This is a genomic window from Pseudomonas sp. GW821-FHT07E12 (assembly GCF_058986605.1).
The window spans coordinates 1-12,207 of sequence record NZ_JBYSVX010000031.1; the positions used below are offsets into that span (position 1 = coordinate 1).

Below are 12,207 nucleotides of genomic sequence, written 5' to 3' on the forward strand. Positions count from 1 at the left end.
TGGTCGACCTGCAGGACGCCCTGGGCGGATCCACGTCGCCGGCGCCGCCGGCAGCTGCAGGACCTGGTGCGATTGTCACCGGCCCGCGCACGTGGCCACCGCCGCGTCCAGCTGCAGGCCGAGCTGGGCAGGGTGGTGCACTCACCGCTGCAGGCCGACCGCGCTCGATGCGGACGCTGACGCTGGCCAGCTGGTCGACCTGCAGGACGCCCTGGGCGGATCCACGTCGCCGGCGCCGCCGGCAGCTGCAGGACCTGGTGCGATTGTCACCGGCCCGCGCACGTGGCCACCGCCGCGTCCAGCTGCAGGCCGAGCTGGGCAGGGTGGTGCACTCACCGCTGCAGGCCGGCCGCGCTCGATGCGGACGCTGACGCTGGCCAGCTGGTCGACCTGCAGGACGCCCTGGGCGGATCCACGTCGCCGGCGCCGCCGGCAGCTGCAGGACCTGGTGCGATTGTCACCGGCCCGCGCACGTGGCCACCGCCGCGTCCAGCTGCAGGCCGAGCTGGGCAGGGTGGTGCACTCACCGCTGCAGGCCGGCCGCGCTCGATGCGGACGCTGACGCTGGCCAGCTGGTCGACCTGCAGGACGCCCTGGGCGGATCCACGTCGCCGGCGCCGCCGGCAGCTGCAGGACCTGGTGCGATCGCCACCGGCATGCGCACGTGGCCAGCGCCGCCGCGCCCAGCTGCAGGCCGAGCTGGGGCAGGGGGGCGCACTCACCGCTGCAGGCCGGCCGCGCTCGATGCCGGCGCTGGCGTTGGCCAGCTGAGCGACCTGCAGGACGCCCTGGGCGGATCCACGCCGCCGGCAGCAGCACCTGGCGTCATCGCCAGCGGCATGGGCACGTGGCCACCGCCGCGCTCAGCTGCAGGCCGAGCTGGGCAGGATGGTGCACTCATCGCTGCGGCCCGGCCGCGCTCAATGGCGGCGCTGGCGTTGGCCAGCTGGTCGACCTGCAGGACGCCCTGGGCGGATCCACGCCGCCGGCAGCAGCACCTGGCGCCATCGCCAGCGGCATGGGCACGTGGCCACCGCCGCGCTCAGCTGCAGGCCGAGCTGGGCAGGGTGGTGCACTCACCGCCGCGGCCCGGCCGCACTCGATGCCGGCGCCGGCGTTGGCCAGCTGGTCTACCTACAGGCCGCCCCGGGGCAGATCCACGTCGCCGGCGCCGCCGGCAGCTGCAGGACCTGGCGCGCATAAAAAAGCCGCCACGCGGCGGCTTTTCAAGATTGGTCTGAACGGCATTTCTTCAGCCGACGCCGGCCGAGGGAGCGGGATTCGCGGGCCACAGCTGCGCGCTTATTGAATCTGCAAGGTGGTGGAAAGCCTCGCGTGTCATGTGCTGGCAAAGCGATGACACGAGCTTGCCATCGCTCAGCACAATCTGCAGGTACATAGGTTTTCCGTCGCCATACGCCTTGGCCTCAACGCGCAGCACATTGGATGGCCGCAGCCAGTAGACGTCATGGTCCAGTTCGATGCGCACTGGCGGCTGGGATGTCGCGGCCTCCGGCGTTACGTTGACATTCGTGCTTTGGGTGGTAGTGCGGTCGAACATCGTTGATTTCCCTTTACTCGAAAGTGGTTTGCGCATGAAGCGTACGAGCTGCTTTACGAAGCAAGGCAGCGGCAGCGGCGCTGATTGCTGCTGTCATCAGCAATGGAAGCATCACCTCGGTATCTGCCAACCAGAACGGCACAATCTGGCGCACCAAGACGTCGTCCGGAAGCTTACTGAGCATAGGTATGACACTAGCGGCGGCGAACGTAGCAGAGGCCAGGATCGCAAGCAGAAAGTAGCCCACGACCGCAAATTGCAAGCCCATCATTGCAAACAGCTTCTGGACTGCCGAAGGGAAGGGTTCTTTCTTGCTGTCGTGAGAATTGATCGGAATGCTCATCGTCTCTCCTTTGTGGTTGGTGTTGCCGACCATGTCGGCCTCGCTACTGGGCAACATTTCGGTAGAGCACTGCATCCACGGCGGCGGAACGTCGCCATCGTGATCGTGCTCCAGGCACAGCAGCCCATTTGGCAAGTCACGCCAACCAGCAGCGATGGCAGCTTGCAAGTTCCCATCAAACATCTGACCGCACCAGCAGCAGCAGCATTCCGGGCCGTAGCAATTACAGCAGGTCTGATCGCGGAAACAACTTTCGCAATGATCGCCTGGCCACCCGTCATCGAGGCCGGGATAAAAATCCTCCGGCCCGATATCCAGGATGGGATCATCGTCCGCTTGCGCGTTCCCGGAAGTCGATGTATACATGCCAGTAGATCCCATATGCGGCTAAATATCCTGCGAAATCAATCACTTACGGAACATAGTGTATATTATGCGAAAAGGTTGCAAGTGAAACCATTGAAGCTACCCCGTTGCTTCAGCTGCAGCAACCTGGCGTAGGCTGCTGCTGCATTGGCAGCCCGTCAGGCCGCTCCCGGCCATCCCTGGCTGCTTCCTTGGCGGACCCAATAACGCTGCTGCCAGCTGCGTGCCTGCGATGGTCCTCGATCACCACGCGGACCGCTTGGATGAACTGACTTGCCTCTGTGCCGCTGTAGCCGCGCGACGTCGCCAGCCCTACCGCTTGCACCTCGCACGCATTCAGAACTGCCAGCGTCGGAACAGTGTGGATTTCCACCCCACCCGCGACGTCCACCTTGCTGTGCGAACAGGCAAGCCATGCGTCAGCAGCGACGCGCTCCGCTTCAGTTCTTGCTGTTGCGGCCACCTTCGCATTGACGGCGTCATACGAGGCCGCGAGCTGCTGCTGCTGGGCCACCGCAGCGAAGACCCCTCGCGGACTGTCCTTCTTTGAAGTGGCGTAGGAATACAACGCGTCGAAGAAACCGAGGGCGCCGGCCAAGCCAGTGATCGCCAGGCCGATCAGCAGAATGTTCCTGCCGGAACCGATCATGCGTCGTGCCTCCCCTCGGCCGCGCGGATGTAGCCGGCATGCGCGGTGAGGATTCCGGCGATGCGTCGCGAGGCGTTGCCCTGCGATGTCTTCAGAGATGCCACATTCCGGCAATGTCCTTCGAGCTGGCCAAGCATGACCTGGAGCACAGCAAGACCCCGGGCGGATTCGCTGATCTGTTCCGCCACGTTGGTGACATTGAACTCGATAGCCTGCTCCAGGCGCGCTTCCAACCGGGTCGTATAGATGCGGACCTGGTCGAAGAACCACGCAGCGTACTCACCGCCAGAAGAGCCACTTACGGTCGACATGAAATACGAAGCGCTGAAGACGTTGTTGGTGCTGCTGCTTTCCATGCGATTGCCTCGTTTCGTAGAGATTGAGTGGCGCTTATCGCGCCTTGAACCGGCGAGCAACACGCTCGACGGGCTGGGGGTAGTCCAGGCCTTCAGTCATGAGCCGCATCCCATCGCCGGCATCATCGAATCGGACATACCAGCCGGGGCCGCTGGCCCCATCGGCCAGGTGCCGAATAAGGAAGATCGAGGTGCCATCCGCCACGTGCCCTGCCCTCGCCGCTTCAGCCTGGGCGTGCAGAGCACGGACCTGGTCAGCAGTGATGGCGAGCCATTCGGATCCGTCGACGGCGGGGAGAAGCTTGCTGTGGGCAAACGCAACGAGGCGCTTGCCGGCTTCCCACGTTGCGCGCTCACTTTCGGTGAGGGGCCCGTCGTGCTCAGCTGTGCTGAAGGTGCTCTCCAAGAGCAGCCGCAGGTCGGCCTGGATCTGGCTAAGGCGGTCCATCATGCCCCCCGCTGATTTCTGACGATGAAGTGGGCTGCAATAGCCGCGATCGGGAACACGGGGGCGAGCAGAATGGTGGGTACCAGGCACATGCCAAGAACGGTGATTGCACACACCTTGGCGGCCTCAATTCGCGTAGCGTTCCAAAACACGCGCGCCATCAGGACCTGCGCGGCGAGCAGGATGAAGGTATACATCAAGACAGTGGTGGCGACATCGGCAAAGCCAGGGCCACCGTTCCCGTCATTCAAGAATGACGGGGTCAGCTTAGAGAGCAATTCGGTGAAAGGCAGGTTGGACTGCGTCGATTGGAAGAACATTGCAGGACCCTGTTAGCTGAGGAGCGTGAACCACGCCATGCCGGCGGAAATGACCGGAAGCGAGAGCACCACCACGCAGATAGCGAGGAGTTTTGAGCGCGGCCAGACGGACCAGGCGACGACCCAAAGCACCATGGCGATCAGCGAGGTAACGCTTACGCCCAGCCCCGGGTTAGCAAGCAAATATTCTTTCAAAGCATCAACATTCATGAGCGGATCCAAGCAACTTGTCTGGATTTCAGTGTATCGCATACCACACACCGCGGCAATGCATAACGCTTTTTATTTATCATTCTCCTGCATTAAACATCCGGCCTTGCACTGCATCGATAAAGCGAGCCCTCCCGCTTTCTCCTGACGGCGCCAGCCCTTCAATCTGCGTAATGAGCGCGTCCAAATGGCGTAGTGCCGCGACCTCGGTAGTGCTGAGGCGATGGGCTTGCCCGAACCACCGGCTGACGACCTGCGCCATGTACGGTCGTTCCACTACCTGGTCATGCACCCACGAAACATCCGCGCGGGACGCCGGCTCCGCGGCAGCGTCGGCGTCGGCGGTTGCCGCCGCCAGCAGCGCCACCTGCAGCTCATGCTTCAGGACGCGCACACGCTGAGCGGTAGCGATGGCTTCGGCGGTGGCCACCCCCTCCCCTGCAGCGTCGATACCGACTGCCTGGGAGAATCGGCAATTCGCGTCGTGCCGTGGCAGGCAGCCCATGGAGCGGCCAGAAGAGTGAGAACTTGAGGCCTGCGTCACGCTTCCATCTCCTGTCCAACGGCGCTGAAGGGCTCGCCACATTCACCACAAACCAGGTTCAGTCCCTTCTTGCCCCATACGTTCACCGAACACGGCAGACAGCTGTACTTGTGCTTCTGACCGCTTTGGCCGTCGCGAATGGCCAGTGACGCGGCCAGGGTCGCATCGGAAGCCGTTGGGGCGCTGGTGAGCCAGGCTGGCAAGCCGATCTCAATGCCGGTGCTCCCATTGCCGGCGTGGTGGTCGTCGTCGTCCTCTTCGGCCTCGTCTTCCACTACAAAGGCGATCCCGGTTTCGGACATCGCCATTGGCCGCGGCGCCGGCGTCGGCTTCGAGCGGCCAGGGGCGGAAAAACGGTCATACCAGGTAAGGAATGGGCCATCAACGCAGAGCGAGCGGGTCGCCTCCACGAAACGGCCACCGCTGATCGGATAGTCGCCCATCCTCTCGCCAGTTCTGGCGCCGCCGGGCAGGCCTGTGCTCGACGGCATCAGCCCGATCGATTCCATCTTGTTGGCCCATTCGCGGTTGTGATAGCTGCGCTTGCTCGGCTTGCCAAAGTGGTCCTGCCACATATGGCACATCTCATGCACAACCGTCTGCATGACCTCAATCGGGGGATAGTTGGCCACGTAGGCTGGATTGATGGCAATTTCATCTGTAGCAGCCCCGTTCTTGGCGCTAAGGAACCGCTGCGGCGAGAAATACCCGAACGCCGTGCCTGTCCGCTGCAGTGTCATCAAGCAAGGCGGGAGCTGCCCATCGAACAGGTGCTGGTTGTAGTGATCGAACGCCGCCTGCAGCTCCGCGGCGCAGGTCAGCGTAGGTGCTCCCGATTTGAGGTGAGGTAGCTTCATGTTGGATCGTACATTCCAATAATTAGAGCGCGTCAGACCTGGGCGGTAATGCTCAGGCGTGCAGGTGGCTGAAGTTGGCCAGTCTCGCCGAGACCAGGCGCAGGTCGGCAGGCTTCACTGCCTTTGCAACGGTAGCGGCACGCGCGGGCCTGGCCTTGAGCGGAACCTTCACGGGCACCCGCTTGGCAGACTTGGCCACGGCAGCCGCAACCCGGAGATACCCCGCATCGAGGAGCTTGAGGCCGGCGTAGTGAATCACCGTCACCGCCAGCACCAGGAGTGCCTTGGTCAGCATGGCGGGGGAAAGGGCTGTCATGAGGAGGAAGAGCACGGTAGCGATTCGACCGAAGTGCATGACCAGGCCAAGGTAGACACGGGCAGTCAGGTACACCGCTCTCAACATGGCGAGAGTGAACTGGGTGGTTAGGCGCTTTGTCGTGGTCATCTTGGCTTCCTCGATTGGTGGTTCACCGCGAACCGTTGATGCCAGGGCTGCGCGGCGAAGGGTGCGGGTTGCACCCAAAGGGCCGAAACGTAGAGCAGGACAACGTAGTTGTTGCGACTTGCACAGCCGCGCGATGCTGCGGCATATAGGTGAGGATGTCGGTGAACCCCGGAACCAAGATGACTACGGCTGCGTGCCGCCTTACCCCTCGTCTTTGCGAGGGGTAGTCGCCCCCCGCACCATGTCGGCCAGCGTCTTCGGCCGACCGCTTTTTGGCAGCTCGGCGCTCCGACGCGCCAGGTACTGTCTGCCCCAGCTCGACCGGCCAAATACAACACTGCCCGCGCTGAGCGTTACGCCAAAAATGGCCCCCACCAGGAACAACATCGGTGTTGGCCACCGCAACACGGCACCGGTGGCGACGGCGCCCAGCAAGAGCACCACCGAGGCAGCCAAGACAATCTTTGGGTTGAGCGTAAGCATGAGCTGTACCTAGAGGGACGATTCCAGAATTTCGAGGAACAGCGCTAACACCGGGGCGAATAGGCCGAAGCCGGAAATTACGGCCGCGGTGCACTGAAAGACGGTGATGGAATCAAGATCACCGACAGTGAAGAGGAAGGCTACCGCACCCACGACCCAGCAGGCCACCAAGAAGAGAACCTTTCCCGCAGTCATGTTGCGATCCTTCCCCCAAGCAGCCGTTTCCGAGCACCAGCCACCCAGCATGATCGACGTTGCGACCAGGGCGACCACTGCGGGTGCCCACTGCACTCCGCCGAACGTGAAGGCGAATCGAATGAGATCCGCAAGCCCCTTCCAATTACTGATCATTGAAGCGATCGCTGCCGTGCTTCCCAGCATCCCCGCAAGCGCGAATCCGTAGCATCTGAACGACGTTGATGAGAGCGTTGCACGCATCACAGAACCCTGTTTTAGTGTATGACTAACTGTATTGCATACAATACAGTTAGTCAAGGACTTTCAGCTCACCTTGGTCTGCTTATTGCACCTGGTCAGGCGGCGGCCACGAGCGACCGGATCAGTTCCCGCGCGACGGGCGGGCACACCGCGTTACCCAGCATGTGCATCGCGTCCCGCTTGTTCTCCGGAAGCTGATAGGTGTCCGGGAACCCCATCGCGCTGCGCCCCTCTGCCACCGACAGCATCCGCATGCGGCTGCCGTCGATCACCGCCCAACGATCGCGGGTGGTAATGGTGCCAATCGGCCGCGCCAGGGATCGACCGGTGAGGCCGGATCCGCGCCCGAAGTACGGCGCCACGAAGCGATCCCCGAAAGCGGCACGACCGTTACGAATTCGCGCCAACGTCGCCGGAGAACGTCTCGCACGCTCGATCGGAGACCACGTGCCGGCGTCAAAATCGATAAAGCTGCTGGCGGGGGTAAGCTCCAGCTGCGGGATGCGAAGCTCGATGGGATGCTTGCTGCGGGTGAGCGCAATGAAGATCCGCTTCCGATGCTGGGGCACGCCAAAATCTGCGGCGTCGACCAGGTGCGGGCTGATGGCATATCCAAGCGCGGTAATCGCTGCGCACCACGCGGGGAACAACTCCCAGCTCAAAAATTCTTGTACATTTTCTACCAGCCCAGCTTCGGGGCGATGACACTCCAGCGCAGCGACAATCGCCCACGCCGTCGATCGCGTCACATCATGGTGCGGCCGCTCCTTGCCACGGGCACGAGAATGTCCTTGGCACGCCGGCGACGCCAGCAGAAGATCGAAGTCAGGTAACAGCGTCCAGTTGGCCTGCTGCAGGTCTTGGCAGGCGTGCTGGGTACGCGGGTGATTTGCGCTGTGCACCGCCACGGCGCTGGGCCAGTGGTTTGCCGCCCATACCACCTCACAGCCTGCCTGCTCCGCTCCGAGACTGAAGCCCCCGAGGCCCGCAAACAGGTCGATTGCACGAATGCCCAGGGCGGCGTACATAGCCACGGCCAAGTTACCCATGATCCGTGCCCGCTTGAGCTTTCATCGCCGAGATGGCCAAGTCGATACCTTCGACCCGTTGCTCAGCGGTGGGCTGCCCTTCCCGGTAGGCGTGGTGAACCCACGTTGCGTAGGCGTGCTGCCCCGCGTTCCACATGGCATGGGTGATCACCGGGATGGGTTCACTCGGATGCCTGCGCTCCAGGCGGCTGATGATGCTTCCGCGCAGCGAGATCAAATGGCGGTCCCCTCGCGCCAGGTGAAGGGATCGCGCAGCCAGGTCGAGTAAGTCGCCGTCCGTTCGGTGATCCCGCTCTTTGAGCAGCATTCGCAGCAGCGCGGCCGCGTCCTCATCACCGCGCTTGGCCAGGACACCCGCAGGGGAGAGTGGGCGAAGAGGGTTGCCTTTCCAAAGCGCCGCGTCGTACAGCAGACGCCCAAGCTCTCGCTGAGCCTCCGGCTCCATCAGGCCGGTCGAGAGATCCCGAGCGAGCGCCACGAGCCGGTCAGCATTCGTCCCTGCGCTCATGCCGTTTCCTCACGTGCGCCGGCGCCGGCCTGATCGAGCAGCAACACCGAACGCACCAGCAACCCCGCTGCGGTTGGCTTTACCCCTGCATCACGCATGCGCTCAAAGCCAAAGCGCATATCCACGCGCCGCAGGATTCCCTCCCGCAGCAGCTCCTGGACGATGGCGCTATCGGGCTGGGGTGGTTCCCAGCCAGCAGCATCGAACTTGGGGTGAAGCAATGCACGTATCGCCTGCGGGGTCAGATTATTGCGAAGGTTCTCAACGGCATCCGAAATCGAACACACAGGCATCACCTCAATATGGGATATATCACATACTGTATTGCATACAGCACACCCCTGCAACCACCAGGCGGTCGCAGATTCATCGTCATTCGTGTTGGAGCGCGTTGGATGCCGTTGCAGCTGACCGTTGTGGCCGTTGCCGCCGGCAGTCACGGCGCCGGCCTGAAATGCACCCATGGGGCGAAGCGCAGCGAAGGACGCCGGCAGGCGTTGCATAGAAGGCAGCCGTGGCAGGCTGCGGCAGGTGAAGGCCAGAAGGTCTGCGTAGCTGCGCTCGCGAAGCGAGCCAGCAATTTGGCAGGACGGCTCGCCGGCCTGACCTGGCGCGGCGTAGCCGCGCGGCGTGCCGACTAGGCGCGCGCAGGCCAGCCAGCAACGCGGCGGGCCTGAACCCGACCGCTTGGGAGGGATGGATTCGCGACAGCTCCCCGGCTCGCGCCAAGTCTCAACAGCTGAGACAGCGACCCGCTAGGTTTCCGCCATGTCAGGGCCATTCCACTGGGACATCATTCAAGGCAATGCCTATCTGCGGTTCAACTACCGCGGTATCGGTCACGTCAAACTCGGCGACGACGGGCGGTGGAATTACGTCGTCCGCTGGCAAGGAACGGAGCATCAAGGCACCGCAAAAAGCCTGGAACAGGCGATGCGGTGGATGGACCGGTGGTGCGCGGCACGGAAAGGCCTCCCCGTAATCCCAACGCGCCGATCTTCCCGCCGGTAGGCGGCGGGTGCGCATAAGCTCCAGGGCGGCCCCGCCGCCCTGGCCGGGCGCGGCAGGGGCCGCGCGGCGTGCCTACCGGGCACGCGCATGCCAGCCAGCAGGGCGGCTGGCATGAATCCGTCCGCAGGACGGAACCGGATCCGACCTGGCTCTGCCGCCGCCGTGGCAGGCGGGCCCGCCGCAGGCGAGAAACCCGCGCCCTGGGCGCGGCCCGGATTGGCGGCCGTGCGGGGAGGGGTCGCCCCCCTCCCCTTACCAGTTCAGGCCGCCATCGCCGTAACTGCACCGTCGGCATCATTGGCCGCAGCGACGGCCTGCGATCCCGCGTCGGCCTCCACCTCTGCGTCCACCTGCGGCGGGACGCGGATTCCGGCGGGCACCCAGCCCGTACCTTCCAGTCGCTTCTGCGCCTCTTCCGCCAGCACGCCCTTCTTCATCGCCGCCAACGCGGTCATATCTGCGGCACCCTCAACCTTTTCGGCCTCGGCCAATGCTTCGATGATGTGCGCCTTCGGCACTTGGCCCAAGTAATTGTCCACGGTCGGCGTGAAGTGCGCGGACATATCAAAGCTCAGTGCGGTGAGCAGCTTCGCGGTCAGGCCCCGATGCTCAGAATCCAAGCTGATAGAGCGCGCCACGTTGCATGCGATGATCGAATCAAGCTCTTCGGCGGGCAGCGGCATCAGTGCATCCCAAAGCGCCTCAGCGTCGTCAGGAAAATCCCTGACCAATGCCGCACATGCATCGTCGAATTCTTGGCTCTTGTCCTTGCCAGCATCGTCAGTGATGCGGTGACCAACACGGGTGCCGCCGTAACCGCCGATGGACAGATTCGTGGGCGCGCCATCATCACCGGTGCGAATGCCCACATCGTGCCGCAGGCTCTGCACCGCCCAGCAAGCTTGCAGCACCTTCATGGCATGCACATTCAGCGCACCCACCTCCTGCACGGCCAAATTGCGGTGGCCCAGCAGAGAGCGACGGAGCGAATCCGACACGGCGTCGCGCTTTTTGCCCGGCACCTGCGTTTCGCGGCCACCGTTGATTTCCACGCCGTCGCCGAGCGCATTGCGTGCTTCGATGCGATCCTCGGCGCGAACGCGACCGCGCTCAACCACCAGCCCATTACGAGCCAAGTACAGGACTACGCCGGATACGGCCATCACATCCACCGGATAGAACTGGTTGGCACGTCGCACGGCATTCATTTCAGCGGAGTACTGATTCAGCTGCTCCCTGAGTTCGTCGCACTGCTCCTCTTCCTCGCTGGAAAGCTCACGCCCTTCGTCCTCGGCAGTCGCGTGGATTGCGTCGTACTGCGCGTCCGCAGCGTCATAGAGCGACTGCCATTCGGCAACCTGCGTCTCGCCATCTTCCGTCAGCTGGGTGGACACGTATCCGTAGCGGCGAAGCTCGGTGTGATCCACCGGCTCCATTACATCGACCCACGCCCAACCTTCGGTCAGGTAGCCGTCCCGCAGCGCCTCCAACTGCTGCTTCACCAGGACGTTCAGGAGCGCTGGATTGGTCAGGATCGTGCCCTCCCCCTCCTGCGAGAAGAGGTCTGCACGGCATTCCCCGCCAGCCGCCACGTAGCTTTCAATTCCCCCAAGGAACTGGACCCGATGGTCTGTCGATGCCTCCACTTCGTTCGCCAGCACAGCAGCCCGCAGCCGACGTTCATCGCGATAGCACGACGGCGTGGAGTTCCACACTGCGATCTGCACTGCGTGGTCATCGGTCGCACACAGGCCGATCAGCTGATTCGCCGTGATTTCGTCGGCGCGGAACATCTCAAAGAGTTCCGGCGCAGCCTCCGTCATCTTCAAACGGCGCTCAACCCAATTGACCGTCACCTTGAACACGTCCGCGATGCGGTCGAGGCTGTGACCTTCCGCCGCCATCGTCTGGAAGGCGATCAGTTCGTCCGCAGCGTGCATAGCGACGCGCTGATAGTTCTCGCTGAGGCTCGCTGCGGTCGCCTCGTGAGCGTCGATGACGGTCACCGGCACAGAAAATTCTGCGGACAGCTTCCCCTCCGCAACCAGCAGCGCCAGTGCCGCGAACCGTCGCCCACCTGCGTGGACTTCGTGCAGCCCGGCATCGTTCGTGCTGACCACAAGATTTTGCAACAAGCCCAGCGAGCGAATGGACGCGGCCAATGCAGACACGTCACCCGGATCCTGACGGACGTTGCTCGGCGAAAGGACCAGCTGGCTGAACGGAACGGTGTTGGTGGTAAGCACGAGAGCGGTATCGGTCATGACTGTTTCCTTGGTGTCAGCTTCATCTGTTGATGCGGCATTGGGTGTCGGGCCGGCGTGGGCCGTTGTCGATGACAGGCACGGCGGACAGCCCACCGGCAGCACCCGCAGGGCCGCAGCGAAGCGGAGGACGCCGCAGGCGTTGCGCAGGGGGCGGCCGTGCCAGGCTGCGACAACTTCAGGCCCAAGGCGGACCCGGACACCGGAGCAGAGCGACGATAGAAGCGACGCCAAGGAAGCAAGCAACCGGCCGCGGCACGCAGGCCGGCACCTGATCAGACCCGCGCGGCAGGCTTGCAGCCCGGGAGGGCGTCACGGGGCTTCGTGGGCGGCCCGGCGCCGGTGCACCTGGTCG

18 protein-coding genes are annotated in these 12,207 nt (G+C 63.6%); 2 read left to right on the forward strand and 16 right to left on the reverse strand.

Going from position 1 to position 12,207, the window contains the following annotated elements:
* Together AC3WJE_RS15625 and AC3WJE_RS15630 are read left to right on the forward strand one after the other, a co-directional pair.
* Window positions 1-180: hypothetical protein (locus AC3WJE_RS15625; protein ID WP_493731738.1), on the forward strand; the 180-nt coding region annotated here is incomplete at its 5' end.
* Between the two features lie 369 nt (window positions 181-549).
* A complete protein-coding gene (locus tag AC3WJE_RS15630; RefSeq protein WP_493731739.1) occupies window positions 550-771 on the forward strand; it encodes a hypothetical protein in 222 nt (73 codons plus the stop codon).
* Between the two features lie 481 nt (window positions 772-1,252).
* Here the strand turns inward: AC3WJE_RS15630 and AC3WJE_RS15635 are convergent, their stop codons facing one another.
* From AC3WJE_RS15635 to AC3WJE_RS15710, 16 genes are all read right to left on the reverse strand, one after another.
* A complete protein-coding gene (locus AC3WJE_RS15635; RefSeq protein WP_493731740.1) occupies window positions 1,253-1,561 on the reverse strand; it encodes a hypothetical protein in 309 nt (102 codons plus the stop codon).
* 13 nt (window positions 1,562-1,574) lie between these two features.
* The gene (locus tag AC3WJE_RS15640; protein ID WP_493731741.1) at window positions 1,575-2,270 is read right to left on the reverse strand and encodes a hypothetical protein; all 696 of its coding nucleotides are present in this window, start codon (window positions 2,268-2,270) and stop codon (window positions 1,575-1,577) included.
* Between the two features lie 112 nt (window positions 2,271-2,382).
* Window positions 2,383-2,919 (reverse strand): hypothetical protein, encoded by a 537-nt coding sequence (locus AC3WJE_RS15645; protein WP_493731742.1) that lies wholly within the window; start codon window positions 2,917-2,919, stop codon window positions 2,383-2,385.
* On the reverse strand, window positions 2,916-3,275 hold the full coding sequence (locus AC3WJE_RS15650) for a hypothetical protein (protein WP_493731743.1): 360 nt from the start codon (window positions 3,273-3,275) through the stop codon (window positions 2,916-2,918). Before AC3WJE_RS15650 ends, AC3WJE_RS15645 begins: the two co-directional genes overlap by 4 nt.
* A 34-nt stretch (window positions 3,276-3,309) precedes the next feature.
* On the reverse strand, window positions 3,310-3,726 hold the full coding sequence (locus AC3WJE_RS15655) for a hypothetical protein (RefSeq protein WP_493731744.1): 417 nt from the start codon (window positions 3,724-3,726) through the stop codon (window positions 3,310-3,312).
* Window positions 3,723-4,043: a hypothetical protein gene (locus tag AC3WJE_RS15660; RefSeq protein ID WP_493731745.1), complete on the reverse strand. Its 321-nt coding sequence runs from the start codon at window positions 4,041-4,043 to the stop codon at window positions 3,723-3,725. Before AC3WJE_RS15660 ends, AC3WJE_RS15655 begins: the two co-directional genes overlap by 4 nt.
* Window positions 4,044-4,055: 12 nt before the next feature.
* Window positions 4,056-4,253 (reverse strand): hypothetical protein, encoded by a 198-nt coding sequence (locus tag AC3WJE_RS15665; protein ID WP_493731746.1) that lies wholly within the window; start codon window positions 4,251-4,253, stop codon window positions 4,056-4,058.
* A gap of 79 nt (window positions 4,254-4,332) precedes the next feature.
* On the reverse strand, window positions 4,333-4,683 hold the full coding sequence (locus AC3WJE_RS15670; RefSeq protein ID WP_493731747.1) for a hypothetical protein: 351 nt from the start codon (window positions 4,681-4,683) through the stop codon (window positions 4,333-4,335).
* A 110-nt stretch (window positions 4,684-4,793) separates the two neighbouring features.
* Window positions 4,794-5,654 carry a SprT-like domain-containing protein gene (locus AC3WJE_RS15675; RefSeq protein WP_493731748.1) on the reverse strand — a complete coding sequence of 287 codons (861 nt, stop codon included), beginning with the start codon at window positions 5,652-5,654 and terminating at the stop codon, window positions 4,794-4,796.
* Window positions 5,655-5,706: 52 nt separating this feature from the next.
* Complete coding sequence (locus AC3WJE_RS15680; protein ID WP_493731749.1) at window positions 5,707-6,099, reverse strand: hypothetical protein; 393 nt, start codon at window positions 6,097-6,099, stop codon at window positions 5,707-5,709.
* 201 nt (window positions 6,100-6,300) lie between these two features.
* Entirely contained in the window at window positions 6,301-6,582 is a 282-nt protein-coding gene (locus tag AC3WJE_RS15685) for a hypothetical protein (RefSeq protein ID WP_493731750.1), read from the reverse strand.
* A 9-nt stretch (window positions 6,583-6,591) separates the two neighbouring features.
* The gene (locus AC3WJE_RS15690; protein WP_493731751.1) at window positions 6,592-7,020 is read right to left on the reverse strand and encodes a hypothetical protein; all 429 of its coding nucleotides are present in this window, start codon (window positions 7,018-7,020) and stop codon (window positions 6,592-6,594) included.
* Between the two features lie 95 nt (window positions 7,021-7,115).
* On the reverse strand, window positions 7,116-8,069 hold the full coding sequence (locus AC3WJE_RS15695) for a DNA cytosine methyltransferase (RefSeq protein WP_493731752.1): 954 nt from the start codon (window positions 8,067-8,069) through the stop codon (window positions 7,116-7,118).
* The gene (locus AC3WJE_RS15700) at window positions 8,062-8,577 is read right to left on the reverse strand and encodes a hypothetical protein (RefSeq protein WP_493731753.1); all 516 of its coding nucleotides are present in this window, start codon (window positions 8,575-8,577) and stop codon (window positions 8,062-8,064) included. Before AC3WJE_RS15700 ends, AC3WJE_RS15695 begins: the two co-directional genes overlap by 8 nt.
* Window positions 8,574-9,041, reverse strand: a complete 468-nt coding sequence (locus tag AC3WJE_RS15705; protein ID WP_493731754.1) for a hypothetical protein — start codon at window positions 9,039-9,041, stop codon at window positions 8,574-8,576. The genes AC3WJE_RS15700 and AC3WJE_RS15705 overlap by 4 nt, the downstream gene beginning before the upstream one ends.
* Window positions 9,042-9,848: 807 nt before the next feature.
* Window positions 9,849-11,852, reverse strand: coding sequence for a ParB/RepB/Spo0J family partition protein (locus AC3WJE_RS15710; RefSeq protein WP_493731755.1), 2,004 nt, complete (start codon window positions 11,850-11,852; stop codon window positions 9,849-9,851).
* Between the last annotated feature and the right edge of the window lie 355 nt (window positions 11,853-12,207).

Coding starts and splice junctions, on each gene's coding strand:
- AC3WJE_RS15710 (WP_493731755.1), bottom strand. CDS start 11,852: ATGACCGATACCGCTCTCGTGCTTACCACCAACACCGTTCCGTTCAGC.
- AC3WJE_RS15705 (WP_493731754.1), bottom strand. CDS start 9,041: ATGGGTGCATTTCAGGCCGGCGCCGTGACTGCCGGCGGCAACGGCCAC.
- AC3WJE_RS15630 (WP_493731739.1), top strand. CDS start 550: ATGCGGACGCTGACGCTGGCCAGCTGGTCGACCTGCAGGACGCCCTGG.
- AC3WJE_RS15655 (WP_493731744.1), bottom strand. CDS start 3,726: ATGATGGACCGCCTTAGCCAGATCCAGGCCGACCTGCGGCTGCTCTTG.
- AC3WJE_RS15660 (WP_493731745.1), bottom strand. CDS start 4,043: ATGTTCTTCCAATCGACGCAGTCCAACCTGCCTTTCACCGAATTGCTC.
- AC3WJE_RS15695 (WP_493731752.1), bottom strand. CDS start 8,069: ATGGGTAACTTGGCCGTGGCTATGTACGCCGCCCTGGGCATTCGTGCA.
- AC3WJE_RS15635 (WP_493731740.1), bottom strand. CDS start 1,561: ATGTTCGACCGCACTACCACCCAAAGCACGAATGTCAACGTAACGCCG.
- AC3WJE_RS15640 (WP_493731741.1), bottom strand. CDS start 2,270: ATGTATACATCGACTTCCGGGAACGCGCAAGCGGACGATGATCCCATC.
- AC3WJE_RS15650 (WP_493731743.1), bottom strand. CDS start 3,275: ATGGAAAGCAGCAGCACCAACAACGTCTTCAGCGCTTCGTATTTCATG.
- AC3WJE_RS15645 (WP_493731742.1), bottom strand. CDS start 2,919: ATGATCGGTTCCGGCAGGAACATTCTGCTGATCGGCCTGGCGATCACT.
- AC3WJE_RS15675 (WP_493731748.1), bottom strand. CDS start 5,654: ATGAAGCTACCTCACCTCAAATCGGGAGCACCTACGCTGACCTGCGCC.
- AC3WJE_RS15690 (WP_493731751.1), bottom strand. CDS start 7,020: ATGCGTGCAACGCTCTCATCAACGTCGTTCAGATGCTACGGATTCGCG.
- AC3WJE_RS15685 (WP_493731750.1), bottom strand. CDS start 6,582: ATGCTTACGCTCAACCCAAAGATTGTCTTGGCTGCCTCGGTGGTGCTC.
- AC3WJE_RS15665 (WP_493731746.1), bottom strand. CDS start 4,253: ATGAATGTTGATGCTTTGAAAGAATATTTGCTTGCTAACCCGGGGCTG.
- AC3WJE_RS15700 (WP_493731753.1), bottom strand. CDS start 8,577: ATGAGCGCAGGGACGAATGCTGACCGGCTCGTGGCGCTCGCTCGGGAT.
- AC3WJE_RS15680 (WP_493731749.1), bottom strand. CDS start 6,099: ATGACCACGACAAAGCGCCTAACCACCCAGTTCACTCTCGCCATGTTG.